The organism is Synechococcus sp. RC10B2, assembly GCF_047502635.1.
On the sequence record NZ_JANSHO010000018.1, the window covers coordinates 97,686 to 124,602 of the forward strand.

Annotated in this window: 19 protein-coding genes; 9 read left to right on the forward strand and 10 right to left on the reverse strand. The window is 60.1% G+C overall.

Going from position 1 to position 26,917, the window contains the following annotated elements; genetic code table 11:
* Positions 1-141: 141 nt before the first annotated feature.
* From NW855_RS03380 to NW855_RS03400, 5 genes are all read right to left on the reverse strand, one after another.
* The gene (locus tag NW855_RS03380) at positions 142-1,515 is read right to left on the reverse strand and encodes a nitrate/sulfonate/bicarbonate ABC transporter ATP-binding protein (RefSeq protein ID WP_099812237.1); all 1,374 of its coding nucleotides are present in this window, start codon (positions 1,513-1,515) and stop codon (positions 142-144) included.
* An 18-nt stretch (positions 1,516-1,533) separates the two neighbouring features.
* Positions 1,534-3,261 carry an ABC transporter permease gene (locus NW855_RS03385; protein ID WP_011429943.1) on the reverse strand — a complete coding sequence of 576 codons (1,728 nt, stop codon included), beginning with the start codon at positions 3,259-3,261 and terminating at the stop codon, positions 1,534-1,536.
* 86 nt (positions 3,262-3,347) lie between these two features.
* On the reverse strand, positions 3,348-3,632 hold the full coding sequence (locus NW855_RS03390; RefSeq protein ID WP_011429944.1) for a hypothetical protein: 285 nt from the start codon (positions 3,630-3,632) through the stop codon (positions 3,348-3,350).
* An 83-nt stretch (positions 3,633-3,715) separates the two neighbouring features.
* Entirely contained in the window at positions 3,716-4,465 is a 750-nt protein-coding gene (locus tag NW855_RS03395) for a hypothetical protein (protein ID WP_414508345.1), read from the reverse strand.
* A gap of 581 nt (positions 4,466-5,046) precedes the next feature.
* The gene (locus NW855_RS03400; RefSeq protein ID WP_011429946.1) at positions 5,047-6,495 is read right to left on the reverse strand and encodes a carotenoid oxygenase family protein; all 1,449 of its coding nucleotides are present in this window, start codon (positions 6,493-6,495) and stop codon (positions 5,047-5,049) included.
* A gap of 166 nt (positions 6,496-6,661) precedes the next feature.
* On the opposite strand from NW855_RS03400, the gene ffh reads away from it, so the two are divergent.
* The 3 genes from ffh to NW855_RS03415 are packed head-to-tail and all read left to right on the forward strand — an operon-like array spanning position 6,662 to position 10,539.
* Positions 6,662-8,113 (forward strand): signal recognition particle protein, encoded by a 1,452-nt coding sequence (ffh, locus tag NW855_RS03405; RefSeq protein WP_414346866.1) that lies wholly within the window; start codon positions 6,662-6,664, stop codon positions 8,111-8,113.
* 9 nt (positions 8,114-8,122) lie between these two features.
* Positions 8,123-8,578, forward strand: a complete 456-nt coding sequence (locus tag NW855_RS03410) for a tRNA (cytidine(34)-2'-O)-methyltransferase (protein WP_011429948.1) — start codon at positions 8,123-8,125, stop codon at positions 8,576-8,578.
* On the forward strand, positions 8,575-10,539 hold the full coding sequence (locus NW855_RS03415) for a peptidoglycan D,D-transpeptidase FtsI family protein (protein ID WP_240527906.1): 1,965 nt from the start codon (positions 8,575-8,577) through the stop codon (positions 10,537-10,539). Before NW855_RS03410 ends, NW855_RS03415 begins: the two co-directional genes overlap by 4 nt.
* Before the next feature lie 139 nt (positions 10,540-10,678).
* Here NW855_RS03415 and NW855_RS03420 read toward each other — a convergent pair whose 3' ends face one another.
* The 4 genes from NW855_RS03420 to NW855_RS03435 form a co-directional block, all read right to left on the reverse strand.
* On the reverse strand, positions 10,679-11,902 hold the full coding sequence (locus NW855_RS03420) for a glycosyltransferase (protein WP_414402548.1): 1,224 nt from the start codon (positions 11,900-11,902) through the stop codon (positions 10,679-10,681).
* Positions 11,903-12,082: 180 nt separating this feature from the next.
* Positions 12,083-14,548, reverse strand: coding sequence for an HD family phosphohydrolase (locus NW855_RS03425; protein ID WP_011429952.1), 2,466 nt, complete (start codon positions 14,546-14,548; stop codon positions 12,083-12,085).
* Positions 14,549-14,616: 68 nt separating this feature from the next.
* Positions 14,617-15,066: a plastocyanin/azurin family copper-binding protein gene (locus NW855_RS03430; protein WP_011429953.1), complete on the reverse strand. Its 450-nt coding sequence runs from the start codon at positions 15,064-15,066 to the stop codon at positions 14,617-14,619.
* 43 nt (positions 15,067-15,109) lie between these two features.
* Positions 15,110-15,808 (reverse strand): 4'-phosphopantetheinyl transferase family protein, encoded by a 699-nt coding sequence (locus NW855_RS03435; protein ID WP_240527694.1) that lies wholly within the window; start codon positions 15,806-15,808, stop codon positions 15,110-15,112.
* Between the two features lie 49 nt (positions 15,809-15,857).
* Here NW855_RS03435 and NW855_RS03440 point away from each other — a divergent pair, with 49 nt between their 5' ends.
* Positions 15,858-17,303, forward strand: coding sequence for an LCP family protein (locus tag NW855_RS03440; RefSeq protein ID WP_414402549.1), 1,446 nt, complete (start codon positions 15,858-15,860; stop codon positions 17,301-17,303).
* Positions 17,304-17,407: 104 nt separating this feature from the next.
* Positions 17,408-19,267, forward strand: coding sequence for a molecular chaperone HtpG (gene htpG / locus NW855_RS03445; protein ID WP_099812233.1), 1,860 nt, complete (start codon positions 17,408-17,410; stop codon positions 19,265-19,267).
* Here the strand turns inward: htpG and ribH are convergent.
* Positions 19,261-19,851 (reverse strand): 6,7-dimethyl-8-ribityllumazine synthase, encoded by a 591-nt coding sequence (ribH, locus tag NW855_RS03450; RefSeq protein ID WP_011429957.1) that lies wholly within the window; start codon positions 19,849-19,851, stop codon positions 19,261-19,263. The two genes, htpG and ribH, sit on opposite strands and share 7 nt — an antisense overlap.
* Before the next feature lie 283 nt (positions 19,852-20,134).
* Here ribH and NW855_RS03455 point away from each other — a divergent pair, with 283 nt between their 5' ends.
* The 4 genes from NW855_RS03455 to NW855_RS03470 all read left to right on the forward strand — a co-directional run bounded on the left by NW855_RS03455 (position 20,135) and on the right by NW855_RS03470 (position 26,791).
* Positions 20,135-21,163, forward strand: coding sequence for a LysR substrate-binding domain-containing protein (locus NW855_RS03455; protein WP_414402550.1), 1,029 nt, complete (start codon positions 20,135-20,137; stop codon positions 21,161-21,163).
* A 2,393-nt stretch (positions 21,164-23,556) separates the two neighbouring features.
* Entirely contained in the window at positions 23,557-25,059 is a 1,503-nt protein-coding gene (locus NW855_RS03460; protein WP_414508346.1) for a cryptochrome/photolyase family protein, read from the forward strand.
* Between the two features lie 68 nt (positions 25,060-25,127).
* Positions 25,128-25,730, forward strand: coding sequence for a transcriptional regulator NrdR (gene nrdR / locus NW855_RS03465; protein WP_011429961.1), 603 nt, complete (start codon positions 25,128-25,130; stop codon positions 25,728-25,730).
* A 224-nt stretch (positions 25,731-25,954) separates the two neighbouring features.
* Positions 25,955-26,791, forward strand: a complete 837-nt coding sequence (locus NW855_RS03470; protein WP_240530337.1) for a hypothetical protein — start codon at positions 25,955-25,957, stop codon at positions 26,789-26,791.
* The last annotated feature ends 126 nt before the right edge of the window (positions 26,792-26,917 follow it).

Sequence of the window (26,917 nt, forward strand, 5' to 3'; positions counted from 1 at the left end):
GGTGAAGGTAGCGGCGCGGGGTGCTTGGGTGGTGTCTTATGTATTTTGTTTGAAACGGCTATAAATCTTTGGGCTTTCTGAGACAGGCATCGTACCTCTGCCCTACAACACAGCTCTGGAAAAGGCAGAGCCAAGCCGGCCCTAGCCAGAACGGGAATCGAGGCCGACGGGCTCAGAAGCGGCGGAGCTTTCGCTGGGATCCGGGAGATACAGCCGCTCTTCCGAAGCATCGTACTCAAAGAGCTCCGCGTAGCGGCCCCAGTCAACGGCTGTAGCAAACTGCCGTTCAGCTTCCTCGTGGGGAAAATGTTCGTCCCAGAGATCCAAGAAGAAGTCCGCCCGCATGGAGCGGCTGTTTTTTTCTTCCAGAGTCTGCAGGATGCTCTTGAAGACCGGCACCCGTGCCAAAAGCTGCTGTCGGAAGAGATCCTTGCTGCGCAAGATGGTGGTGTTGGCAAAGTCCTGGCCGATCTCGGTCAGTTGTACCACCCTGCCGGTTACCTCGGCAAAGCCCAACAGCACCGCCGCATCCAAAATCGGCAGCAGATCGTCCACGGCCAGTTGCAGCCGCTCGGCCAGCTCGGCAATCTCCACCCGTCCCTGGGGCCATTCCACAATCAGCTCCAGCAAACCGCTGATGCCGCCCACCCGCGCATGAGGCAGGGGCAGCGCGTAGGGAGAGGGTGCCCTGCTGCCCACCCGGCTGGGGACAGCCACCTCGCCGGTGACCGGGATCTCCGGATTGGTCATGATCTCGTAGATGTAGTCCACCAAGGACTTGAAGCGGGGATCCGTACGTTCGTGGGGCCGCGGCAGGTCGATTTTCACCTCTCCCCGGATCCGCCCCGGGTTGGATCCCAGGATCACCACCCGATCCGCCAAAAACACGGCCTCTTCGATGTTGTGGGTAACGATGAGAATGCTCTGGGAAGGGAAAGCCTGGGTGTTCCACAGCTCGTCGATCTCCCCCCGCAGGTTCTCCGCCGTCAGCACGTCCAGGGCGCTGAAGGGCTCATCCATAAACAGCACCTTGGGTTCCAAGACAAAGGCGCGGGCAAAGCCCACCCGCTGCTTCATGCCCCCCGAGAGTTCCTTGGGGTAGGCGTTCTCAAACCCATCCAGGCCCACCAGGTCGATGGCCTTGAGGGCCCTTTGCCGCCGGATCTGGCGCGGGATCCCTTGAGCCTGCAGCCCCAGCTCCACATTTTCTTGCACCGTCAGCCAGGGCAAGAGAGCAAAACTCTGAAACACCATGGCCACATCCGGGTTGGGGCCCCGCAGGGGTCGGCCATTGCTCAACACCCGCCCTTCGCTAGGCGGGATCAGGCCCGCCATGATGCGCAGCAGGGTGCTTTTGCCGCTGCCGCTGCGGCCCAACAAAGCCAAAACTTCCCCCGCCCGCACTTGCAAATCGATCTGGCTTAAAACTGTAAACTCGCCCTTGCCCTCCGGCAAAGGGAAGCGCTTGTAGACCTTCTCAACCTCGATCAGAACCGGAGAAGCCGCAGAGCTCATATCAGATGGCCTCAAAGATTAAAGGTGATATTTTTCTTCCGCCAATTGATACAACCGCCGCCAGAAAAGGCGATTGATGCCCACCACAAACAAGCTCATCATGCCAATGCCCAAAGTGATGCGGGGCCAATCTCCCACCGCCGTTGCTTCCGCAATATAGGTGCCCAATCCTGTAGCCTTAAGAGTGGTGGATCCCCAGGCCACGATCTCCGAGACAATGCTAGCGTTCCAAGCCCCGCCGCTGGCCGTGATCCCCCCGGTAACCCAGGCGGAAAAGATCCCCGGAATAATCAGCTTTTGCCAGCGCTGCCATCCCCGCAAGCCCACATCCACGGCCATTTCGCGCAAATCGGTGGGGATGCTCTGGGCGCCGGCAATGGAATTGAAAAGAATGTACCACTGCGCACCGAGCGACATGAGCAAAATGCTGCCCCACTCAATGCTGATCTGGGTGCGGATAAAAAACAAGGTGGCAAACGGAAAGAGGAAATTGGCCGGAAAAGCTGCCAGAAATTGCACCACCGGCTGCAGCAGCTTCGCCAGGCCTGGATTAAAGCCGATGGCCACCCCAATCGGCGTCCAGATCACGGTGGCGAAAACCAACAGCACGCTGACCCGCAGCAGGGTGAGGATCCCCAGCCCAAAGGTCAGCAGCACCTCCCCAAAGCCCACGGTGGTGGTTACAAAATAAACAATCCAAATCCCGATCCCGGCAATGGCAGCCCAAGAGAGCTGAGTCAACAGCCGCTCGCGGCGTCGCTCCGCCTCTGGATTGGGTGGATCCCCCCAGCGCAGGCGAGTTAAATGGGACAACAGCCGATCCGCCAATTCTCTGGAGGGAGCTAGCCAATTGCCAATCAGCCGTGGGATCCGCGCCGTGGTTAGCAGATCGTACAGCCACGACTCCGGGGCAGCCGCGCCGGCGCTCTGCTCCAGGCGAAACTTATCCGACCAGGCCACCAGAGGCCGCCAAAAGAGCTGATCCACCAGCAGAATCACCACCGCCATGGTCAAAAGCGCCCAACCCAACTTGGGCAGATCTTCCGCCTGGACGGCAGCTTCCACATAGGATCCCAACCCCGGCAGCGTATATTCCTGGTTGAGCACGCTGATGGCCTCGCTGGCGGCCACAAAGAACCACCCCCCGCCAAAACTCATCATGGCGTTCCAGATGAGGCCCACCATCGCCGCAGGCACTTCCAACTGGACGAAGCGCTGCCAGCCGGATAGGCGGTAGAGGGTGACCGCTTCCACCAGCTCCTGCGGCAGGGTGCGCAAGGATTGGTAAAAAGAAAAAGTCATGTTCCAGACCTGGCTGGTGAAGATGGCGAAGATAGAAGCTGCCTCCAGCCCCAGCAGGCTGCCGGGAAAAAGCGCGATAAAGCCGGTAACGGTGATGGAGAGAAACCCCAACACCGGCACCGATTGCAGGATGTCCAGCAAAGGGATCAAAATTCGCTCCGCCCAGCGACTTTTGGCGGCGATATACCCGTAGATCAGGGTAAAAAGGGTGGAAAAGGCGAGGGCGATGAACATGCGCAAGGTGGAGCGGGCGGCGTAGTAGGGCAGGTTGCGCGGATCCAAGTCGATATGAGGTACCACCGCCGGCGGCTGAAACCGCTCAAAAGTCCCTGCCCCCACCTGCGCCACCAAGCCCAGGAGAACCAACGTACCCAAAATGATGGCCCCATCGGCAGCCCCAGCCGGCAGCCGACGGAGCACCTCCGGAGAAGGAAAAGTCCGCATGTCCCCTGAATGGGCCTGGCATCCGCCCCCAGTGTACACTGTTTGCGGTTAAGCTAGGAGCGCTTCGAACTGGAGGATCCGGCCCGCTACTCTTCCTCCGGTAACTCGGGAGGAGGTTCATTCCACCTGGGATCGTCAAGGATGGCTTTTTTGGTCTGTTTGAGCTGTTTCCACAGCTCTTTAATTTGGCGATAGGCCTCTTCCGGCGTGATCTTGCCCCCCGTTTCTAAGCTACAAATCAGCGACACCTTATTGCTAAATTCTTGGAGATTGGCATCGAAAATTAAGTTCTGCGGCTTTATCTCACCCCAGTAGGGATAGCGAGGGGAAATAAATTCATCTTTGTTGGGAGGGGGGTTTGACTCTGCCATGTCGCAACCACGGTGAAAGGTTTATTACAACGAGGTCAATATCAGAAGTGCAGTAGAGACAACTTCGTATCCAGGAATGGAGGCTACAGAGGTTTTTTCTTGATCGGCTTAGCTGGCTTGGGTGCTTTGGCAGGATCCGAGGGCGAATAAGGTTGAGCTGAGCTTAGCTGTTGCCCGCGAGTGGAGGGGGGAGAGTGTTTCTTGAGTTTGGGGCGGGGAGTGGAACGCTTCGGGCGTGGCGGCGCCTTGAGCACAGGACCGATGGGAGTTCCTGCCTCCACGTAGAGCAGGGATCCGCGGCGGCGCACCTGCAGATCCCAGAAGATGCCCACTCCTTTGCCCGGCAAGGATCCGATCAGGCGCAGTTTAAAAGCCTGAGGCTTGGGAGCTGTTGCCGCAGGCGATGCGGCGCCCTTGGCCGTCTGGGCCCGCTGAGGGGAAGAGCCGGCGGAGTTCTTTTTGCCGGATTGACGGATTTTGACGATAATGAACCCTTTTTCCTGCGATTGGAAAACGACCTCGCCGCGAATGGAAAACCAGTCCGGCACCACCGTCGGACGGGATCCCTCTGGCAGAGTTTGCCCCATTTCTTCTGGGGCCCACACCCCCATCAACTGCACGTGCAGATCCTGGCTCTTGTCGCGGGTGCGGGGATAGACCACCCACAAATAGTTGCGTTCCGGCTTCAGGTACTTGCGCACCAGGCTCATCACCCGGCCTAGCAGTACCGCATTGAGATCTAAACCATCCGAGGTGCGCAAAATCCCGCGAGTGAAGTGGTTGGGCGAGGGAATGTAACGCCCCTCGATGAGGCCAATCGCCCGGTACTGCATCTTCTCCCCGGGCGGCGGGATGGGCTCCAGGCAAGGTCGCTCTCTCCCCATCGCTTTCTTCTGCTCTAGCGTAGCGGCGGCGGCGACAACAGGCTGGCCCCCACCAGCAGCTGACCCGACATCTTGAGCTGATCCCCTGGGCTCGCTGGTTGAGGTGGGCCTGGGGGGCCGTACAATTCGAAGGGGAGGTCTCAGATCTGAGGACATCGTAACGGTTCCGCTGCAGTCAATCCAGGATGTTTACCAGAATGCCCAGCGGTGGGCGACGACGCTGGGAGGCAGTGCAAGACATCTGCCGTTGCCAAAACAGGGCTTACCTCTGCCCTTGACCCAAGACCCGCTCAACACACCACCGAGCTTTACCAGCCTTCCTCTTTTCCTCCCGTCAGCTTAGCAGACCCGCCCAAGGCCTGCGCCCAACAAGTCGCGGTTCAGCGGTTGTCAACACTGTAGCTGAAGTCTAGCCGATAGTAGCAACTGCTCCGGCCCAGGTTGCAGAATGTTGAGCTACAGAGCCGCACCTTTTCCTCAGCTCGCGCCCGGCGGCCCGGGACTAACCCAGCCATGCCAAGATCCCTTCCCTATCTGGCCTCTACCCATGTCTGAGGGGTGAAACTGCCGTGGAGGCCGTAGGGAATGTGATGCCGCAAGGGGATCCGCGCCACCGGGCCGGCAGCCAGGTCTGAGGCATCCAGGATCACCACCTGCGAGCGCTGACTGGCGGCATCAAAGACCACTGTTACAATCCAGCCGGCTTCCTCTGCAGCGTCCTCAGGATCGGGGATGAATACCGGCTCTCCCACAAAGCCGCGGGGGGCAAAGCTGTACTGCTCGCTGCGGCCTGTTGTCGTGTCCAACTTGAGAATGGCCTGCAGGGGGGCGTTGGGGCCGGGAGCATGGGTAGCCCCAATGTAGATGTAGCGATGGGATCCCCCCATACGGGCCGGATGGATAGCCGGAAACTCCACCGAGCGATCCAGCAGTAGCTCCCGCTTAACCTTGCCCGCCTTGGGATCCAGCTCAAAGCGCCACAGCTTGCCGGCTGGCACCTGGGCAAAGTCAATTTGCAAGTAGTCAGCCCCTGGCTCCAGGGCAGGGTAGGCTTCGTAGAGAACGGCATCCACCACCACCTGATCCCCAACCTCGTAGCCGTTGACAAAGTGGAAAACAAACCCCGGCTCCGTTTGCAGTTGCAGCGGCTCGCCCTGTTGGGGAAATAGCCAAATGCGGGTGGGCTCTCCTTTTTTTAGGGTCAAGCAGGTGCCCGCCGGCTGCAGGCCCAGCATATAGGGCAAGGGGTTGAAGGCCACCGGATTCTGGAAAAAGATCCAGTAGCGGGGCGTCCAGACAAAGTCGTGCAGAAAGGCAAAACCCGGCAGGCGGTAGTCCCGCTTTTCCACCAGCCTTCCTTGGGCGTCGACGCGGTAAAACAGCAGCGTGGAGGAAGGTCCTGTCTGCACCCCAAAGGCCATGAGATCCCCCGTGGCTGGATCCCGGCGGGGATGCGCCGTAAACGGCTGGTTGGGGGCAAGGGCACCGGCAAAGGTCTCGCTCCCTTCGGTGGCCAAGGTGGCGGGGTTGAGCCGATAGGGAGCGCTGGCCTCCCAAAGCGCCAGGAGCTTGCCGCCTTGGTAGATAACGTTGGTGTTGGCGGGGTTTTTGAAGCGCAGATCGAGGAAATTGGCCCACCAGCCTCCCGGCTTCTGGGTGCCGAATACGCCGCGGTAGAGCACCCGTCCCGCCTTCTCCTCGGCCTCAAACTCGGGAGTGCGCACAAACCGGTTGCGGAAATGCACCCGCCCGTCAATAAAGGTGATGGCACACACCATGCCGTCGCCGTCGAAGGGATGGCCGTAGCGCTGGGATCCCGCCTCCAGCTTGCCAGGCCCGTTGCGAAAGAGGGTTCCCTGCAGCCTTTCGGGGATCCGCCCCTCGATTTCCGTCGCCCAATAGTCATACTCCTGGCGTAAAGAGCGATAGCCCAACTGCCAGTCGGTGGTGCTGTAGGAGCGGGAAGCGACGCTGACCATGGCCAGTCTGCAAGCGACGCCTTCTATTGTTGCTTAAACTTTCGTAAAGTAGCCAGCCTTTCTCGGCCCAGGTAGCGGCTGGGGCCGGGATCCCCAAGATGGAGCTGCCCCAATTGAACTATGGTAGGAAATGCCCTAGCAGCCCTTGACAGGATGAACAGCGCTCATGTTTGATGCCCTCTCCGAGAAGTTGGAACTGGCCTGGAGAAAACTGCGCGGCCAGGACAAGATCACCGAAACCAACATCCAAGAAGCCCTGCGGGAGGTGCGGCGCGCCCTGTTGGACGCCGACGTCAACCTCCAGGTGGTGAAGCAGTTTATCGAGGACGTGCGGCAGGCCGCTCTGGGAGCTGAGGTCATCCTGGGGGTGACGCCAGACCAGCAGTTTATCAAGATCGTCCACGACGAGCTGGTGAAGGTAATGGGGGAGGCGAATGTGCCCATTGCCCAGGCGGAACAGCCCCCCACCATTGTGCTCATGGTCGGCCTGCAGGGATCCGGCAAAACCACCACCTGTGCCAAGCTGGCTTTGTATTTGCGCAAGCAGGGCAAAAGGCCGCTCCTGGTGGCCGGCGACATCTATCGTCCGGCGGCCATCGACCAGCTCAAGACCCTGGGCCAGCAGATTCAGATCCCTGTCTTCGACCTGGGCAAGACGGATCCCGTCGAGATCGCCCGCCAGGGAGTGGCAGCCGCGCGGGAACAGGGCTACGACTACGTTATCTTGGATACCGCCGGTCGCTTGCAGATCGACCTGGAGATGATGGCGGAGCTGGAGCGGATCAAGGCGGCGGTGCAGCCCCACGAGATCCTGCTGGTGGTGGACGCCATGATCGGGCAGGAGGCCGCCAACCTCACCCAGGCCTTCCACGAGCGGCTGGGTCTTACCGGCACCATCCTCACCAAGCTGGACGGCGATAGCCGCGGCGGGGCAGCCCTTTCCATTCGCCAGGTGTCCGGCCAGCCCATCAAGTTCGTCGGCGTCGGCGAAAAGGTGGAGGCCTTGGATCCCTTTTACCCGGATCGCATGGCCTCGCGCATTTTGGGCATGGGAGACATCCTCAGCCTGGTGGAAAAAGCCCAGGAGGAAATCGACCTGGGAGATGCCGCCCGGATGGCGGAAAAGATGATGACCGCCCAGTTCGATTTCACCGATTTCCTCAAACAAATGCGCCTGATCAAGCGCATGGGATCCCTGGCGGGGCTGCTGCGGCTGATGCCGGGGATGGGCAAAATCAGCGAGGAACAATTGCAAAAAGGACAAGACCAACTGGCCCGCGCCGAGGCCATGATCAACTCCATGACCCCCGAAGAGCGCCGCAACCCGGATCTCTTGGCCCGCAGCGTCAGCCGCAAGCGGCGGGTGGCCCTGGGCTCTGGCCACAAGCTGGAGGATGTCAGCCGGCTGGTGAGCGATTTTCAGCGCATGCGCGACATGATGCGCAGCATGAGCCTGGGCGGCCTTGCAGGGATGCCGGGTGGACGAGGCCCACTGCCGGTGGGCGGCCCCCAGTGGCGAGGACGTTCTGCAGCGCCGCCGCGACAGCAGCCCAGCCGCAAGCCGGGCAAAGGTGGGGGCAAAAAGGGAGGCGGTAGCCGCGGGTTTGGCAGCCATTGAGAGCGGCTCATGCCCTTCCATGTTGTTTTGGTAGCTCCGGAGATCCCGGCCAACACGGGGAACATCGCCCGCACCTGTGCAGCTACCCGCACGCCCCTCCACCTGGTGGATCCCTTGGGGTTTCGCCTCTCGGATCGCTACCTCAGGCGGGCGGGGCTGGACTACTGGGAGCACGTCCAACTGCATCGCTATCCCTCTTGGTCTGCTCTGGTGCAAGCCCACCCCGAGGCGCGGTTCTGGTGCTTTAGCGTGCGCGGCAAGGCCCTCTACACCGAGGTGGCCTATCAGCCAGGAGACTGGCTGGTGTTCGGCAGCGAAAGCCGTGGCCTGGATCCTATGTTCTTGGAAACCTATCCCAGTGTGCGCATCCCCCTGAGCGGGCCGGTGCGCAGCCTCAATCTCAGCAATGCGGTGGCGATCGCCCTCTTTGAAGCGTTGCGTCAACAGGGATTTTCCACCCAATGAGGCGAAAGCTGGCCGGACAAGGCGATGGGCGGCAAACTAACGGTGGTATCTACACAGGAGTGGCAGTGGAAGACAGGTCTGGAGCCGGTTTGGGCCAGCAACCTTTGCAGACCAGACAGAGAAGCCGGCAACTTGCCCAACGGCAGCGGGGCAGACCTGCTTGGCCCCCTTGGCCGCCCAGCCACCGGCCCCAGGGATCCCGGCTGGCGTGGCTTTTGGGGGAGCGGATCCCGACAGTCCGACAACTAAACTTTCGCATCGCGGCGGTGGGCCTGGTTCTGGCTGTCGCCCTGGTGGGGGTGGGGGCACGTTTGGTCTATTTACAACATCACCAGGGCCCGCTCTTACAAAAGCGGGCCGAGGCCCAGCAGCGGGCCCAGCTCCGGCCCTTCATCCCCCGCCGCTCGATTGTGGACCGCCACTCCTTAGCTCGGCAGCAGGCGGAGCTGTTGGCTGTAGATCGCCCTGCCTATACCCTTTGGGCCCATCCCCGCCTCTTCGGCAAGCGTACCCCCCAGGAGATTGCCACTGCTCTGGCCCCTCTGCTGCGGCGGCCAGTTGAGCAACTGACCCAGCAGTTGTCGGCCACTCACGCGGTACGGCTGGAGCGCTGGCTGTCGCCGGAAGTGGCGACTCAAATTCAGGCCTTGTATCTGGACGGCCTGGAGCTGGTGAGCGAGCGGCAGCGGGTCTATCCCCAGAAGGAAATGGCCGCCGAAGTGGTGGGCTATGTGGATCTGGATCACCGCGGCCAAGCGGGGCTGGAGTACTCTCAACAGGTCTTGCTGGAGCGGACGGTTCAGCACCTTACCCTTCCCCGCGACGGCTACGGCCAGTTGTTGGCGGCCGAAGTGCCCGAAGGACTGTTGCAATCCCACGAGACGGTGCTGCAACTCACCCTGGATATGCGGCTGCAAAGGGCTGCTCGCGCCGCCCTGAAAACGCAACTGGAACGGTTTCAAGCCCTACGGGGCACGGTGATCGTCCTGCAACCTCACACGGGAGAGATCCTGGCCCTGGTGAGCGAGCCCACCTACGATCCCAACCGCTACTTCGAGTATGACCCTGCCCTTTTTCGCAACTGGGCTGTTACGGATTTGTACGAGCCGGGATCCACCTTCAAGCCCATCAACATCGCCATTGGGCTCGATGCCGGCGCCTTCACGGCCAACGAACGGGTCTACGACGCGGGGCAGATCTGGATTGGTCGCTGGCCCATCCAAAACCACGACTACCGCCAGCGGGGTGCCCATGGCTGGCTGAGCGTTACCGAGGTTCTGCGCCTGTCTAGCAACGTAGGCATGGTGCACCTGATGCAAAAGCTGGATCCCCGCCAGTACTACCATGCCCTCCTGCGGCTGGGATTGAACGAGCGCAGCGGTGTCGATCTGCCCTTTGAGCCGCCCAGCCGCCTGAAGCCCCTGCGGCAATTTGTAACTGTACCGGTGGAGCGGGCCACCGTCGCCTTTGGCCAGGGATTGGCCCTCACGCCTTTGCAGTTAGCCACCTTGCACTGCATCATCGCCAACGGCGGGCTGAAAGTGCGGCCCCACGTGGTGCGCGGTCTGGTCGAAAAGGATACAGACACCTTGGTTTGGGGATCCCCGCAACCCCAGCCGGTGCGGGTGCTGTCGGAGCAGGCTACCCTGGCGGTGCGCATCCAAATGCGAGATGCGGTGGATTTTGGCACCGGGCAATCGGCCAAGATCGAGGGATATGAAATCGGCGGCAAGACGGGCACGGCCCAAAAGGCAGGGCCGCGGGGAGGCTATCTGCCTGGCAAGCGCATCACCAGTTTTGTGGCCTATTTCCCCGCCCTTCGCCCCCAGTACGTGATCTTGGCCGTGATCGACGAGCCGCGGGGAGAAGATGCCTTCGGATCGACAACGGCGGCTCCTGTGGTTCGCTCGGTTATCCAGGAGATCATCACCCTAGAGGGGATCCGTCCCAATTCCCCTTGACATGGCCTGATCTCTATCCAATGGCAATGGAACCGATCGAGAAGCCGATCCTTAACTCCTTGGGAGAGGAGTTGAGGATGAGGGCACTGGAGCAGAGCGCTTCAGGAGTGTCTTAATTGGGTCTGAAATAACCAGACGCTCAAGACTTGTCGCCCCCGGGATCCAGCTTAGCCTCTGCACTTTTCCAGCTCAGCTTGGAGTTGAGGTAGAAGTTCCAGAATACAACAATACCGATCGCAATTAAGTTGGCCAACAGATAGTGAATGCCCAAGCGCTCGCTCAGCAAAATCACCAGCGAAGAGTTAAGAAACAGGCCGATCAAACAGATCATATTAAACTTGGCCAGCCGCTTCAGGCGGTTCGAGAGGCCCGGCTGCAATCGGGTAACATGGCGAAACGTCCACAGATCGTTCCACAGGAAGTTATTGAGAATGGCCATTTCCGAAGCGATCAGCTTACTCGTGATGAGATCCCATCCTAAGTTGGCCGGGTCGTGTAACAAATAGAGCAAAACCATGTCCACCACCGTGCCTGACAGGCCGACTGTGCTGAAGCGCAAAAAGGCTCCCACCTGCCCTAGCGAGAAGCGCAGGTGAATGAGATGGTGGAGATACTGAAGACAGGTTTGCAGTTGAATTTTGCTCTCGCCGTTTTGGCGCTCCTGAAAGATGTAGCTGACTTCAGCAATGGTTGTCACCCGGCCCCGTGCCAGCACCTCGATCAGCAGCTTGTAACCCTTGGGGCTGAGCGGGATCCCGGCAATGGCCTGGCGTCTGACCAGAAATAACCCGCTGAGCGGATCCGACACCCGCCTAAAAACCCCTGGCAGCAAAACCAGCCCGATGGCTTGAGCTCCCCGAGAGACGAGGCGCCGGCCCAGGTTCCAGTGGCTCACCCCCCCCGACCCCACGTAGCGGCTGCCCACCACTAGGTCTGCTCCCTCTTGGATGGCAGGCCATAGCTTGAGAATGATCTCCGGCGGATGCTGCAGATCCCCGTCCATCACCCCCAGCACCTCGCCGCGGGCCGCTTGCCATCCGCGCAACACAGCCGTGGCCAGGCCCCGTTCCCGCTGGCGGCAGATAACTTTGAGTTGGGGAAGCTCCTCTTGCAGTTCCTGGGCCAACTTGGCGGTGTAATCCGGGCTGTTGTCGTCCACCACAATCAGCTCGTAGGCTCCCGGTAGAATCGTGTCGAGGTGGGCGCACAACTGCCGGATCAGGCTGCAAATGCTGGAGGCCTCGTTATAGGTGGGAACGACCAGCGAAAGTTGGACAGAGCTGGGTTGAGAGAGCGGCGGGATCTGAATAGGGACTGCCGAAGCTTGCAGATGGGTGGACGAAGCAGGAGCTACATGAGGCATTCAGCAGGCCATCCAAAAACGAGGGTAACGGATCCTAAGCGGAGAGCTTGAGTGCAGGTCAAACTTGGAGCTGTGTCGCTTCGCAACAGCGCCACGCGCCACCGGCGCAAATGATCCCTTATCGTACCGATGGATGAGCTCTGGGACTAGACTTTTCTCGACCTACTCAGCTCGCCGAGGCTAGGGAGATCCCGTTGAAGGAGTCATCAGCACGGGCATCTGGGCCTGGGCAGCGTCGGACTCAGGCGAGGGCAGGGCAGGGGCAGGACTGGGGTAGGGAATGCGCTCGTGGTTGGATTCCCGCCACACCTCCACAAAAGCGTCTGCCACCACCTCCAAATCCCGCAGCGTCAGACCGCTATCGACCAGTTGGCCATCTTGCCAACGGGCCTGGGCGATTTTGCGGACAACGGCCTTAGCCCGCTCAACCACCTCAGGGCCGAAGCCGTCGCTCAGGGTCATGCTGCGCAGGGCCGCCTCACAGGCATCGGCCAGCATCACCACCCCTGTCTCCTTGCTCTGGGGGATGGGGCCATCGTAGCGGAACGGCTCCTCGGGCACCGGTTGATCTCCGGCTTTCATCTGGGCTTGATGGTAAAAGTAAGCAATCAGGATCGTCCCCTGGTGCTCAGGGATAAAAGCTTGGACGGCGGTGGGCAGATTGTATTGCTTGGCCAGGCGCAGCCCATCGCTGACGTGCGCTTTGATGATCTGGGCGCTGCGGTAGGGATCGTCCAGTTGCGTATGGGGGTTGAGGCCGCCCATTTGGTTCTCGATGAAGTAGCGGGCCTGCAACATCTTGCCGATGTCGTGGTAGAGGGTGCCGGTGCGCACCAGCTCCACGTTGAGGTTTAACTTCTGGGCGGCCCGTTCCGCCAAAGTGGCCACAAACAGGGTGTGCTGAAAGGTGCCAGGGGCCTCTGCCGCCAGCCGCCGCAGCAAGGTGCGGTTGGGGTTGCTCAACTCGATGAGGCGAATGGGGGTGGCCAGGTCGAACAGGCGCTCCAGGTAGGGGCTGGCCCCCAGGGCCACAATGCTCCACCCCAGCGTGATCCCTCCCCCCAAGGCCATCGCCAATAGGTCGATGCCGCCCGTTGTGGTCAAGCTAGCAGCCGCATAGGTGAGCATCTGCACTGCCGCCGCCCCTCCTCCCAGCAGGGCCAGCTCTTCGCGGGAACGCGAGCGCCCGGCCAGGGCGCAGGCCACCACACTGCCGGAAAGTAAGGGCACAAAGGTGAGTAGGTTGGCAGCAGAGACCAAGGGCAAAAACAACGCCTGGCCCACCACTACCACCAGGCCCAGCCCAGCCCCGTAAAAACTGCCCAGCAACAGCCCCACCGCCGGCAAAGAGCTGAACTCCAGCTTGAACAAGGCCGCCAACAGGGGAGCAGTCAGGGAAACCATCAGGATCAACACCCGATCCCGGCGGCGCAATCCCGGCTGCAAGCGTTGCTGCAAAGGCACGAAGACAGCCAGGCCCAAGCCCATGACGCCAGCTACCCCCACCAGGCCCCAGATGTTGATCCGGCGCTGGGTAAAACCAAAGTGATCCAAAATCAAAAAGATCTCGGGGGTGATGACCTGATCCACTCGCACAATTACCTGGTTCTCGGCAACCGAGATCAGGACGGGCTCAACTTTTTCCAGCTCGGCGCGAATGCGCTGCTCGGTGCGCTGCGGATCCACCTCCAGATTGGGGATCAGCACCTGCTGCAGCCACTGATAGACCAGCCCCTGCAGCTCCCGCCGCTGGGCGGCACTGCCCGGAAAGGCCAGATCGTCCAGTTGGGCTTGGATCCCTTCGGCGCGCACCTCGCGGGGCAGGCCATCCACAATGCCTATCTTCTGCAGGCGCTCCAAGACCCGCCGGCTCAAGTTTTGCAAATGTTGCCAGTCGGCCTCCGTCAAGTTGAGAACCGTGGCCGGGACAGGGGGGGTGAGCTGTTCCAGAGACGGCAAAGCCCCTTGGTAGCGCTGCTGTGCCGCCTCCACCTGGGCAATTAGCTGGGTATAGGGATCCGTCGCCGCCGTCTGAGTGGCCGCTCCATCCAACCAGGCCCGCTGCCAAACCTGGACCAGCTCTTGCCTGGCCCGCTGGTCGGGGGGAAGCTGCTCCGGACGCCTTTGTGCCGGAAAAGGCGGAGCGGTCGAGGGGGTGCCGATGGCCGTTTCCCGCACTGCCGCCTGTAAGGCCTCCCATTCTTCGGGTGGCAGTTGGCGCAGATAGATCTGAGTAGGCAGGGAGAGCAACTGAACGGAAACGTAGGGCAGAGGGCCGGCCTCTTGCCGAATCGCCTCCACTGCGGCCAGGAGGGCCTCCAGATTTTGCCGCATGCTCTCGTTGGCGGCGCTGTTGATTTTGAGGGCCTGTACCACCCGCCGTCGCGCCTCGGCTTGCCGGGCCTGGGTGGCCTCCACGTCCTCGATCTCTGCCGCTGCAGGGGCGAGAAACGTTTGCGGGGAGCGGCTGCCAACGGTCAGTTGCGGCTCGTTGTAGTAGCGGATCCCGTGGACGGCAGTGAGGGAGAGAAGCGCTAGGGCGTAGCCGACAACCCGCTCGGAAAGGGGGGGCTGGGCTTTTCGAGAAGAGGCTGCCTGAGGTCGCCGGCTCCAGCGCTGCACTGGGGACGTGAGGGGGTTTCTCATAGAAGGATTTGCCTGGCAGCGTTCTTCTCTTTTCTATCCCCTTTTGCTCCCCTAGCCCAGGAGATAGCCTAGTCGCCAATCGTGATCTGCCCGATCATACCCGCTTCGGCATGGCCGGGAATGGTGCAAACCAGAGAGTAAACCCCAGATTTCAAAGGAATAAATTGCCACTCCACCGCCGCGCCTGGCTTCAGCTCCAGTTCTCGGATCTGGCCCTTGATTTCCACACCGGCCACTTCCAACTTGCGAGTCCAAACGGCATCGGCAAAATCTTTGGCACTGAAATAGTGCTTCAACTGGCTGGGGTTGCTCAAGTGCAAACGATAGAGGTTGCCGTTGCGAAAAAAGAGCTCTTTGGGCACAAAGACCAACTGGTTGTCGGCAGTACCTAACTCGACAGCTTTGTCCTGGGGCGTTTGCCGCGACAGATCTCGCGCCCATGCCGGATGCGGGATCCCGACGAACCCAATCCACAGACAGAGGCCCAAAATGAGGAAGTGACGCAGCCCACTCCACATGGCGACACCCTGAAAACTTAGCTTGGAAACCCAAGATAGCAGCTCAAGTGGGGGTCAGGGGAGCGGCACTTTCATAGAGCCGCACAGTCGGAGCTGCCTCGCCGGCTTCCCGCTGTTCCATCGCCACAGCGGCAACATAGCCCTCGGCAACCGGCAGAGGCAGGGTCAGCCAACAGGGATCCCCGGCCCCGATCCTGGCTCCAGCCAGCCCCACGCCCATGGCTTTCAGGAGAGCTTCTTTCTGCGTCCACAGCTCCAAGAAAACCCTCTCCCGCTCTGCTGGTGGACAGATCCATAGGCGGGCCTGGTCGGCGGCGGAAAAATAGCGCTGGGCAATGCGCTGCCAGCGGGGCACGGGCCGGATCCGCTCTAGGTCCACGCCAATTCGACGCTGCAACGTCAAGCCAACCAGGATCCACTCGTGGGAGTGGCTGAGGTTGAACTGCAGCGGTAGGGGTGGATCCGGCCAATAGGGCTTGCCGGCAGTGGTGTAGCCGAGGGGGATCGCGTGGGGAGGGAGGCCGCTGTAGCGGCCAAGCAGGGTTCGCAATAGCAAACGACCACCCAGAAAGCGACGCCGAGCCTCCAGCCGCTGTAAACGCTCCGCGCGCTGCCGTTCCTCCTGAGAAAGAAGATCAAGCTGAGAGAGCAACTCCGCCAGCGGCGGCAAGACTTGGAGCCACAAGTGCACCTCCGACTTCGCCAGCAACAGTTGCAGGGATCCCGCCGGGGAAGCTGCCATCTCGCCGAAGTTGGGTATGGACAGTCCTAGAGAATAAGGATGCGGTAACATGACCTTGAATTGGTGGGGTTGGCAACACCACCTAGACAGTACACCCCTTCCTGCAGGCGCTCGCGAGGCCCGGTTTGACCTGATGTCCTCTTTCCACTATCCACCCCGCCCAGACCGTGTCCGCGCCGCTCGTCAGCAGGCCATTCGCCAGGGGATCCTTTGGCTGTTGTTGGGATTCACGGCTGTGTTGGCGGGCTCCGCCGGCGCCTTCTTGGCTGTGATGTTGCCCCGTCCGGTGATCCCCACTTCCCTCACTCCCGGCGAACAAGAAGCCTTCCGTCCGGATGCTTTGCGGGCGGCAGCTCTGGATCGCTCGTTGCATATCCTCATTCTCGGCACCGACAACCCGGATCCCGCCCTGCCCTTGTCCAGAGAACGGGAGCGTCTCAACACCCGCACCGACACCATTCTCTTGGCCCGCTTCGATCCCCAAGCGCGGCGGATTACCGTCCTATCCATCCCCCGCGATACCCGCGTGCGCTTGCCCAGCTTTGGTGTCACCAAGATCAATGCAGCCAACCTGGTGGGTGGACCAGCTCTAACGGCCCAGGTGGTCAGCACCTTGCTGGGCGGGATCCCGATTGACCGCTACGTTCGCCTCAATACCGATGCCCTGGAAGAGCTGATCGATGCGGTGGGCGGTGTGGAAGTCTACGTGCCGGAGCCGATGCACTACGTAGATCACACGCAGCGGCTATTCATCAACCTGGAGCCCGGCTGGCAACGCCTCAACGGCGAACAAGCCCACCACTTTGCCCGCTTTCGCCGCGATCACCTGGGGTTGGGGGATATTGGTCGGGTGCAACGGCAACAGGAACTGCTGCGGGCCCTGAGTCGAGAACTGCTCTCCCCCGCCGTTTGGCCTCGGATCCCGAAGGTTTTGCAGGTCGTCCGCACCCACCTGGATACCAACCTCACCTGGGAAGAGGTTCTGAGCTTGGCCAAGTTTGTCCTCACCTCTGGGGGCGATCGCATCGACCTGGTGCTGTTGCCGGGCCGCTTCAGTCAGCCAGGAGAATTTTCCACCAGCTATTGGCTGCCGGATCCAGCCGCGATCCGACGGGTGGTTGTCTCCCACTTTGGCCTAGAGGCAGAGGTAGCCCGCATTCCGCCGCAACGCCTGCGCATAGCCGTGCAAAATGCTACCGGCAAGCCGGGAATGGCCCGCCGCATGGTGCAAGAACTGGTTAGACAGGGTTATACCCAGGTTTTTGCCGTCGAAGACAGCCCCCAGGTGTTGCCGCAAACAGAGATCCTCGCCCAAAGCGGGGATCGCGAGGGAGCCAAGCAGGTGCGGGCCGCCCTTGGGCTAGGAGAGCTGCGGGTGGAATCCACCGGCGTGCTCAACTCCGACATCACCATTCGCATCGGCCAAGATTGGGCCCAGCAGCTTACCCTCGATATTGACCAGGCGCAGAGTCCGGCCAGAGGGGCTCAGCTCTAGGGCCGGTTCGGTGGCGAGTGCGGATTTCTGGAAACAGTTCGGCTTGTCGGGGCCTCTGTTGCCTCTGTAGATTGGCACTAGCTTGTTTGCGTGCTGAGCCATCTATGACTGTGCTGGAACAGGGATCCATCACCATCCACACCGAGAACATCTTCCCCATCATCAAGCAGTCTCTCTATTCGGATCGGGAGATCTTTTTGCGAGAGCTGATCTCCAACGCCGCCGATGCCATTGCCAAGCTGAAGATGGCCAAACTGGCTGGCGAAGTGGCGGATCCCCCGGAGCCAGAAATCACGATTGCGCTCAACAAAGAGGCCAAGACCCTCTCGGTCAGCGACACTGGCATCGGCATGACTGCCGAAGAGGTGAAAAAATACATCAACCAAGTGGCCTTTTCCAGCGCTGAGGAGTTCCTTCAAAAGTACAAAGGCAAAGACGCAGAACAGGCGATCATCGGCCACTTTGGCCTGGGGTTCTATTCCTCTTTTATGGTGGCGCAGCGGGTGGAGATCGACACCCTTTCCTATCAGCCGGGCAGCACCCCTGTGAAATGGTCTTGCGACGGCAGCCCAACTTTTACCCTTTCCGATTCCCAGCGCTCCGCCATCGGCACCACGGTTACCCTTTACCTCAGCCCGGATAGCGAGGAGTACCTGGAGCCGGGCCGCATCCGCGAATTGGTGCGCAAATACTGCGACTTCATTCCCGTCCCCATTAAACTCAACGGAGAAGTCATTAACCGGCAAAAGCCCCTCTGGAAGATTCCTCCCTCTGAGCTCAAGGATGAGGATTACCTAGAGTTTTACCGCTACCTCTATCCCTTCCAAGAGGATCCCCACTTCTGGGTACACATCAACACAGATTACCCCTTCATCGTGCAAGGGATCCTCTACTTCCCCAAGCTGCGGCCTGATATCGATCCCACTAAGGGTCAGGTCAAGCTGTATTGCAACCAAGTTTTTGTCCAGGATAACTGCGAAGAAGTCATTCCCAAATTCCTCCTGCCTCTGCGCGGCGCCATCGACAGCCCAGACATTCCCCTCAACGTCTCCCGCAGTTTTTTACAAAATGACCGTACCGTCAGGCGCATTGGGGATCACGTGGCCAAAAAGGTGGCGGATCGCCTCAACGAGCTCTACAAAGAAGACTACGAAAAATATGTCAAGGTCTGGCCGGATATCAGCCTCTTCATGAAATTTGGGGCGATGAACAACGACAAGTTCTTCGCCCAGATTAAAGACATTCTCATCTTCCGATTGGCCGGATCCCCTGCCGATAAACCTGAGTACGTGACCCTCAAAGAGTACCTGGAGCGCACGCGGGAGAAACAGAATAAGCGGGTTTACTACGCCACCGACGAGGCAGCCCAGAGCGCCTATATCGACCTGCACCGCTCCCAAGGACTAGAAGTCATTATGCTGGATAGCTGGATCGACAGCCACTTCAGCAGCTTCCTGGAGCGGGAGTATCGGGAAGAAGGGATCCAATTTAAGCGGGTGGATTCCGAGCTGGACGAGACGCTGATCCAAAAAGACAAAGCTGCCGAGCTCGTCGACCCGGTAACACAAAAAACCCGCAGCGAAAAGCTGGTGGATCTCTTTCGTCAGGCTTTGGGCAAAGAGAAGCTGCAGATCAAAGCCGAGGCCCTCAAGTCGGAGTCGGTTCCGGCTATGATCCTGCTGCCGGAGGCGCTGCGGCGCCTGCAGGAGCTTAATGCCATCCTGCAACAGAAGCCAATGGAGTTTTTGGAAGAGCACACGCTGGTGCTCAACACCGCCCACCCCTTGATCCAAAACCTGCAGGCTCTGGCCGAGGAGGGGCGGGATCCGGAGCTGGTCAACCTCATCTGCAACCACATCTACGATCTGGCGCTGATTACCCAGAAAAGCTTTGACCCGGCAGCCGCACGGGCCTTTGTGCAGCGTTCCAACGAGGTGCTCACCCGTTTAACCCGCCGTCAGTAGGCGGCACCCTCCAGAGTTACCCCCGGCTGCAGGGCTTCCGCTCCACCGGGCAGAGAGGGGCGGGAGGCCGCCCCATTGCTGGCAGCCCTGTCGCTCCCTTGCAAGAGGGGAGCTACTTGGCGCATCAGGGTGGCCATCTCCAGAGCGCTCATGGCGTATTCCCAGCCTTTGTTGTTCTTGATCCCAGCCCGCTCCAGCGCCTGCTGTAGGGTATCGGCGGTGAGGATCCCGAAGATGACCGGCACGCCGGTGCGAAAACTGGCTGCCGCGATCCCCTTGGCCACCTCTGCTGCCACATAGTCGAAATGGGGGGTTTGGCCCCGAATGACCGCCCCCAGGCAGATGATGGCATCGTAACGGCGGGACTGCGCCAGTTGGCAGGCCAACATAGGCACCTCAAAGCTGCCGGGCACCCAGTAATAGTCCACCTGCTGGCTCTCCGAGCTGACATCGATGCCATGCCGCTTCAGGGCATCTTGGCACCCCTCCAACAATTTGCCGGCAATCAAATCGTTAAACCGACTGATAACAATGGCCAGACGCAGATCCCCCGTCTGAACAAAATTGCCTTCGTAAACTGCCATCTGCGCTGCTCCGGGAAAAAACCAGGCGCTGCTCCACACCGCACAACCGTGTCTTCCTATCCTAATTTACCCTTCTCCTCCAGATCTGCCCAAAAAGGGGTGGTAGCACCTGGCCTTCGACATTCTCACAGTAGCTAAACGGCTCGCCAGTCCCTCTCCGTCCTCCAGAAGAAGAGCCCGCGGAGACCCGCTCGAGCCGGCGAGCTCTCAGGGAAATCTCGCCAAGGGTCATAGATTGAGTTTTATGATTTAAGAGTAAACCTTTAGTGATCCTTGATTCTCCATGAAGGCCATTACGCTGCACCAGTTGCAAATCTTCGAGGTTGCTGCCCGTCATCTCAGCTTCACCCGTGCCGCTGAGGAGCTTTACCTGACCCAGCCCACGATTTCCATGCAGATCAAGCAATTGAGCAAATCGGTGGGGCTGCCGCTGTTTGAGCAGGTGGGCAAGCGGCTCTATCTCACAGAGGCGGGGCAAGCTTTGTACCAAACTTGTCAAAAAATCTTTGAGCAGTTGAACGAATTTGAGATGACCCTCGCCGACCTGAAGGGGTTAAAACAAGGGCGACTGAGCATTGGTGTGGTCACTACAGCCAAATACTTTATTCCCCGCCTGCTGGGGGCGTTTTGTCAGCAGTATCCCGGTATCGACGTGTCCCTGAAGGTGCTAAACCGGCAGCAAGTTCTGGAGCGGCTGAGTAACAACATGGACGACCTCTACGTGATGGGGATGCCGCCAGAGGATCTGGATGTGGTAGCCCAGCCTTTCCTGGAAAATCCCTTGGTGGTGATGGCTCCTATTCACCATCCTTTGGCGGGCCAGAAGCGGATCCCCCTGGCCCGTATTGCTCAAGAGCCCTTCTTGGCCCGCGAGCCCGGCTCCGGCACCCGCATGGCGGTGGAGCGGCTCTTCGACAAACATAACCTCAAGCTCAACATCCGCATGGAGATAGGCAGTGGCGAAGCCATTCGCCAGGGCATTATCGGCGGGTTAGGCATTTCGGTTTTGTCCCAGCATGTGTTGGCTCTAGGGGGGTGGCAACAGCATTTAGCCATTTTGGATGTGGAGGAGTTTCCCATCCAGGGGTTTTGGTATCTGGTCTATTTGCGCTCCAAGCGCCTTTCGCTTGTGGCTAAGGCTTTTGCTGATTTCCTGCTATCTCAGGTTTCTCAGATGGAGCTGGATTTTCTTGCAAAAGAGCAGCACAGATCCCCTCTAAATTCCAATCCAGATCAGCTTTCTGGCAGAGAGGATGAAAAGCATTTACCAGCTCTTGCCGCAGCCCCTGGAAGCCCTGGAAATCACGGGTAAAAAAGACCCGTAAAAACGCCAAGTAGGCCCGTGCCCAGTTGTCTTCAGGATTCAACTTGACAATTTGTTCAAAATGCTGCTGGGCTGCTTGCGGCCGCAACAGAGCCACCTCCAGCAACGCCAGCTCGTAGTGGCTTTGGATCTGCTTTTCCCGCTGGCCCTGGGCGGCTGCCCAGTGTTGTTCTCCCTCCAGCAGTTGGCGGATCAAAGCTCGGTCCGGATCGGTGAGAAAAGTTGGATATTGCAACGTTGTCCAGGCGTTGAGGTAAAGGGAGAGGGCCTCGAGATCTCCCTGCACAGCCGCCTTGGCCGCCTGTCGTAGGAGAAAGAGGGGATCTCCAGGGGAGATAAGGGATCCCCCTTTCCCGCTGCGGGATCCCTCCCAGGGCTGACTGAACGACCGACGCCTTCCCTGGGGAGGTTGCCACTCCAGGTGGAGGATTCCTTCTTTGGTTGCCAGCTCTGGCCAGGCCAAGATCTCCTCCACCTGCCAACTGCCGGCGGCGTAGGGCAACAGGCGGTTCTGTCCCACCACCCAGGCCCGCTTGGCCAAGACCTGCCCCTGGGGATCTTCCAGTCGCGCCCAGACGAGGGTTTGCGCCAAGTCCTGGGCTGGCCCCTGCCAGCGCAAGTGCCAGGCTGGGATCCCTTCCTCTGGCAAGACCTGGAGCTCTAGCAGCTCCACCGCCTCTGCCGCAGCGGGCAACTCTTGCAGCACAACCCTGGGCTTGCTGGGGAAGTAGGTGGACAGCCGGCCCACCGCCGGCAGATCAAAATGCTCTTGCTGCCAGTCAGGACTTTTGTCTAGGAGTTGCCGAATTTGCTCCTTAGCTGGACCGTAGGGGCCGACAATTCCTTGCTCCCCTGGCGCATCCACAAACCCATCCAGAAGCGCCAGCTCCACCTCTGGCCAGGGGGTTTGGCCGGCGCCGCGGAAGGTGATGGGCCAGCGCTGTAGGGCCGCCAAGTAGCTGAGAGTTTCCGACGAGATCAGCTCGGTGTTGGGAAGAACGCCTAGGGTGGCGGTCAAACCTGGCTGCACCCGGGATCCAATCCACCGCGTCAGCTCCTGTTGAGGGTGCTGCCCCTGCCAGCGCATCTGGATCCCTTTCCAGAGCGGAGCCACGCCGGGAGCGAGGGGCTGCCCCAGGTTCAAGAGGGCCAGAGCTCCTAGGGCTAGGCTCATGCCCACTCCCCGGCGCAGCGCCCTTTCCCCCCAGCGCTCGCCCAAGTAGCGCCAAAGCTTGGCCAGCCCTCCTGCCGAGAGGATGGCCAGCAGGGGCAACAGCGGCAAAGTAAAGCGCACATCCTTAATGGCTACCAGGGTGTAGAGAAGGTAGCCCCCTCCGTAGAGACCCCACAGGAGAGCCTCCCGCCGGCTTGGGGATCCCCACAAGCTCAGCAGTGGCAAGGGGCATAGCCAAGGGCCCATCTGCAGGGGCAACCAGCGCAAGTAGGCCGTCCACCAGCACAGGGATCCCGCCGCACAGGTGACGTAGTAGTGGGCGGTGTCGGCATAGGCCCACCCATTGCTGAGCACAAACAGCCAGTTAGCTCCATACCAGGGCCAGCACAAGAGCAGCGTCACCCCCATTCCCAGGGCCAGGTGGGCCAGCCGCAGCGGCCAAGGGATCCTCACCCCCAGCGGAACAGCCAGCAGCGGCGGCAGCAAAAACAGCACCCCCGTCCACTTGGTCAGCAGCACCGCCGCCAGCCCCGCCCCCACCCCCACCGCCCCCCGCCAGGACGGCTCCTCCGCGTAGGCCCACAGCGCCCAAAAAGCCAGCGTAACCGCCACCAGCAGCGGCAGCTCCAGCATGTAGACATGAGCCAAAGCCGTGATCCCCGGATAGAGAAGCACCAACACTGCCGCCAGCCAGCCCACTTCCCAAGAGCGATAGGCCCGCCACCCCAGCCGCTGGGTGGCCAGGGTCAGGATCCCCAGCAACACCAAATTGAGCAACTGCCCATCGGCCCGGCCAAACGGATGCAGCGCTGCCAACGGGATCCCCAACCAATAGGCCAGAGGCGGGTAGCGCTGGTTCAAGTGCAAAAACTGCTGCCACCACAGCCCTTCCCAGCGAAACCGGCTCAGGTGATCCCCAAACGCCTGCGCCTGCAACAGGTGCTGCGCCTCATCCCAGGCCGGCGGCAGGGGATCGCTCCAGTTCCAAACCAGCAGCAGCAGCAGCGCCACCATCCCCAGCCCGGCCCAGACCTGGAGAAAGGGGATCCCTTGCCCCTTTTGGACCTTCCTTCTGGCTATCTCGCCCATAGCCGGCTGGATCCCCTCCCTTTAGCGTTCTGCCCCAGAGCTAAACTCAACCTGGATCCAGCTATCTAAGCTATCCAGAATTCCCCATGACCGTCTCGACCACGGGTTCAGAAGGAGTTTGGATCCTTTCGGATCAACTGCATCCGCAGCCCTGGCCTCCCTCTCAGCCCTCCCCCCCCACCGCGTTCCCGTTCTCCTTGTCGAGTCCCACGCCTGGGCCAGCTCCCGCAACCATCACCAGCAAAAGCTGGTCCTGGTCTGGTCGGCCATGCGCCACTTTGCCCAAGAATTGCAACAGCGCGGCCACCCCGTCACCTATGCGGAAGCCGAAGACTATGCCGAACCCCTGCAAGCCTGGGCTAGGCAACATCGATTGCAACAGATCCGCCTCATGCAGCCCACCGATATTCCCGTCCGGGATGAGGTGGAAAAGCTGAGGTCTGCCCTCCCCTGCCCCCTCCTGGTCTTGGAAAATAACCACTTTCTCTGGACAGCCCGCCAATTTATCGACTGGGCCTCAGGCCGCAAGCGCCTCCTCCTAGAGGACTTCTATCGCCAAGGGCGCAAACGCTTCCGCATCCTCATGGACGGCTCCCAGCCCCTCGGCGGGCGCTGGAACTACGACCGGGAAAACCGGCAGCCTCCCCAACCTGGCCGGCGCTACCCGCCGCCTCTGACGTTTCCCCCCGACGCCATCCCGCAGGCGGTGATGGAGAAAGTGCGGCGCCATTACGGCCACCACTTTGGATCCCTGGAAGGCTTTGGCTGGGCCGTCACCCGTGCCCAAGCCCTGCAGGTGCTTGAGGACTTCATCCAGCACCGCCTGCCCCACTTCGGCCCCTGGCAGGACGCTATGCAAGTCGAAGAAGACTTCCTCTACCACTCCCTCCTTTCCCCTTACCTCAACCTAGGGCTCCTCACCCCCCAAGAAGTCATCACCGCTGCCGAGCAGGCCTACCATCGCGGCGGGATCCCTCTCCCCTCTGCCGAAGGCTTCATCCGCCAGATCCTGGGCTGGCGGGAATACATGCGCGGCTTCTACGAATACCAAATGCCCCAGGGCTATGCCCAGACCAACTTTTTTGGCCACTACCGCCCCCTGCCCGACTTTTTTTGGACAGGCGAAACGGACATGGCCTGCCTGCGGCACACCCTGAGGCAAATTCGCCGCCATGGCTATGCCCACCACATCCAGCGCCTAATGGTGCTCAGCAATTTCGCGCTCATCAGCGGTATCCAACCTCAAGCCGTAGAAGCGTGGTTTCACGACGTGTTCATCGACAGCTACGACTGGGTGATGCAGCCCAACGTCATCGGCATGGGCCTCTTTGCCGACGGGGGCATGCTTTCCACCAAACCCTACGCCGCTTCCGCCCAGTACATCCGCAAAATGAGTGACTACTGCCGCCATTGCCGCTACAATCCCAGCGAAAAGGTGGGCGAACGGGCCTGTCCCTTCAATACCTTCTACTGGGATTTCCTGTTGCGCCACCGGCCCCTTTTGCTTCCCTTGGGAAGAATGAAAGGGGTACTGGCCCACCTGGATCGCCTCCAGCCAGAGCAGAGGGCCCAAATCCAAGCGCAAGCCGCTGCTTGGTGGGAGTCCACCCCCAATGCCTAGCTGTCTGGTATTCACTAGAATTGGAGCACCCTCTCTTCACGTGTTACTTGGTTCAAGGAGCCCACGTCATGAAATGTCCCCGCTGCGGCAAGCAAGAAATTCGTGTTTTAGAGTCCCGTTCGGCAGAAGGTGGCCAAAGCGTGCGGCGGCGGCGGGAGTGCATGTCCTGTGGCTATCGCTTCACCACCTATGAGCGCATCGAATTCATGCCCATCATGGTCATTAAACGGGATGGATCCCGAGAGAGTTTTAACCGCAACAAGATCTTGCAGGGGGTGATGCGCGCTTGCCAAAAAACCCAGGTTAGCGTCAAGCAGATGGAGGAGTTGGTCAACGAAATCGAAGAAAAACTGCAACTGGAAGACGTTCAAGAGGTAACTACCCTACGCATTGGCGAGATGGTACTGGAGCGCCTACAGCGCCTGAGCGAAGTTGCCTATGTGCGCTTTGCCTCCGTGTACCGCAAGTTCCAGGGTATAAAAGACTTTGTTACCGAACTGGAACAGTTGGAACGGTTGGAAACCCACCTACGACGAGATCTGGAGCGGCCGTTGCGGAACTCTCCCCCTTCAGAGTCGGAATCCACAGCTTCTCCAGACTGGGTGGGGGGTATTCCCCAACTCCTCGATCAAAACGACACCTCGAGCAATCTCTCGGAGATCCCGAAATAACGCTTGCGGGCGAGAAAAACTGCTAGAAAGGGGCTCCCATCCAAAAAGCTTAGCGGTATGCTTGGGTTAGCAATTGCCGCTTACACTAAGCATAGCGCTAGGCATCCTCGGCCGGTCGGTGTTCAGCGCTACCCCTGGGTGATCCTTGCGGCCTTGTCTGTTCGGGATCCCCGCCTGCCCACCTTCCTCAGCTTTTCATCCTTTCTGACGGATTGATTCAACTTATGCAGTACGACTTTCGGGGTTCTAGCCCCTCTGAAGCTCGCAACGGCAACCCCAATGGCTTGCCCGGCAACAGCAGCTTTCGCGCCCCTGCCTCACTAGAGACCGGGCCGGGGACAGTGCCAATCCAGGTATATCAACAAGTGGCTGAAGAGCTGGAATCTGCCCGTCAGCAGGTGAGCCGCCTCTCCTCCGAAAACCAGCGCCTGCGCGCTCTGCATCAACAATTGTCTGGAGAAATTACTGCCATCGCGCAAGAATTTCAGGGGCAATTGGGCCAGGCCTTGAAGCGCCTACAGCAAATCAGCCTACGGCTTGCTGACACAAGCCAAGCCGCTGCTCTTGAAAGAGAGGCTGCTGCAGCCCCTTTTCGAGGGGATGGCCTGACCTCAGAACATGACCAAGCCTCTCCCTCCTATGATTTTTTGAATCGCCTCAAGCGACGCCAAGCTCGCAGCGAGGTTTCACCCTTCCCTGGCAACGTCTATCCAACTCCCTCTTACTCTGACTTTGCCACCCCCCCCCTTGAGCCCCGATCTCAGCCCTCCACTCTACCCCCCCGTCCCCGTCAAGACACTCCTGCTGAGCCTCCTTACCCCCGTGCCGGCTATCAGATTCCCTCCTTGGAAGAGTTGATGCAGAATATGGGTGGCGAGGTTCATGCCACCAGTGTCTACCAACGGGTGCGCGATCAACATCACGGATCCCAAGGATCCGTTTTGCTTTGGATGGCCGCTGCAGTTCTTTTGGTAGTCGCCTCTTTTGGATTGGGCTTCGTAGCTGTACAACCCTTTTTGCGCAACAACCCATCACCCGCTCCTGTGAAAGCACCCCAATAGTCCCGGAGAAGGAATTCCGTACACCCTCTACACCCATAGAGACTGCAGAGTTACCCCTTGAGATACGCAACAACCCCCCTTGTATTGGGGGGTTGGTGTGGAGAGATGAGCCTGGCACCGAGCTAG

Bases quoted from the DNA above. Each gene is read 5' to 3' on its own strand.
- NW855_RS03380 (WP_099812237.1), bottom strand. From the start codon at position 1,515: ATGAGCTCTGCGGCTTCTCCGGTTCTGATCGAGGTTGAGAAGGTCTAC.
- NW855_RS03385 (WP_011429943.1), bottom strand. From the start codon at position 3,261: ATGCGGACTTTTCCTTCTCCGGAGGTGCTCCGTCGGCTGCCGGCTGGG.
- NW855_RS03390 (WP_011429944.1), bottom strand. From the start codon at position 3,632: ATGGCAGAGTCAAACCCCCCTCCCAACAAAGATGAATTTATTTCCCCT.
- NW855_RS03395 (WP_414508345.1), bottom strand. From the start codon at position 4,465: ATGCAGTACCGGGCGATTGGCCTCATCGAGGGGCGTTACATTCCCTCG.
- NW855_RS03400 (WP_011429946.1), bottom strand. From the start codon at position 6,495: ATGGTCAGCGTCGCTTCCCGCTCCTACAGCACCACCGACTGGCAGTTG.
- ffh (WP_414346866.1), top strand. From the start codon at position 6,662: ATGTTTGATGCCCTCTCCGAGAAGTTGGAACTGGCCTGGAGAAAACTG.
- NW855_RS03410 (WP_011429948.1), top strand. From the start codon at position 8,123: ATGCCCTTCCATGTTGTTTTGGTAGCTCCGGAGATCCCGGCCAACACG.
- NW855_RS03415 (WP_240527906.1), top strand. From the start codon at position 8,575: ATGAGGCGAAAGCTGGCCGGACAAGGCGATGGGCGGCAAACTAACGGT.
- NW855_RS03420 (WP_414402548.1), bottom strand. From the start codon at position 11,902: ATGCCTCATGTAGCTCCTGCTTCGTCCACCCATCTGCAAGCTTCGGCA.
- NW855_RS03425 (WP_011429952.1), bottom strand. From the start codon at position 14,548: ATGAGAAACCCCCTCACGTCCCCAGTGCAGCGCTGGAGCCGGCGACCT.
- NW855_RS03430 (WP_011429953.1), bottom strand. From the start codon at position 15,066: ATGTGGAGTGGGCTGCGTCACTTCCTCATTTTGGGCCTCTGTCTGTGG.
- NW855_RS03435 (WP_240527694.1), bottom strand. From the start codon at position 15,808: ATGGCAGCTTCCCCGGCGGGATCCCTGCAACTGTTGCTGGCGAAGTCG.
- NW855_RS03440 (WP_414402549.1), top strand. From the start codon at position 15,858: ATGACCTTGAATTGGTGGGGTTGGCAACACCACCTAGACAGTACACCC.
- htpG (WP_099812233.1), top strand. From the start codon at position 17,408: ATGACTGTGCTGGAACAGGGATCCATCACCATCCACACCGAGAACATC.
- ribH (WP_011429957.1), bottom strand. From the start codon at position 19,851: ATGGCAGTTTACGAAGGCAATTTTGTTCAGACGGGGGATCTGCGTCTG.
- NW855_RS03455 (WP_414402550.1), top strand. From the start codon at position 20,135: ATGAAGGCCATTACGCTGCACCAGTTGCAAATCTTCGAGGTTGCTGCC.
- nrdR (WP_011429961.1), top strand. From the start codon at position 25,128: ATGAAATGTCCCCGCTGCGGCAAGCAAGAAATTCGTGTTTTAGAGTCC.
- NW855_RS03470 (WP_240530337.1), top strand. From the start codon at position 25,955: ATGCAGTACGACTTTCGGGGTTCTAGCCCCTCTGAAGCTCGCAACGGC.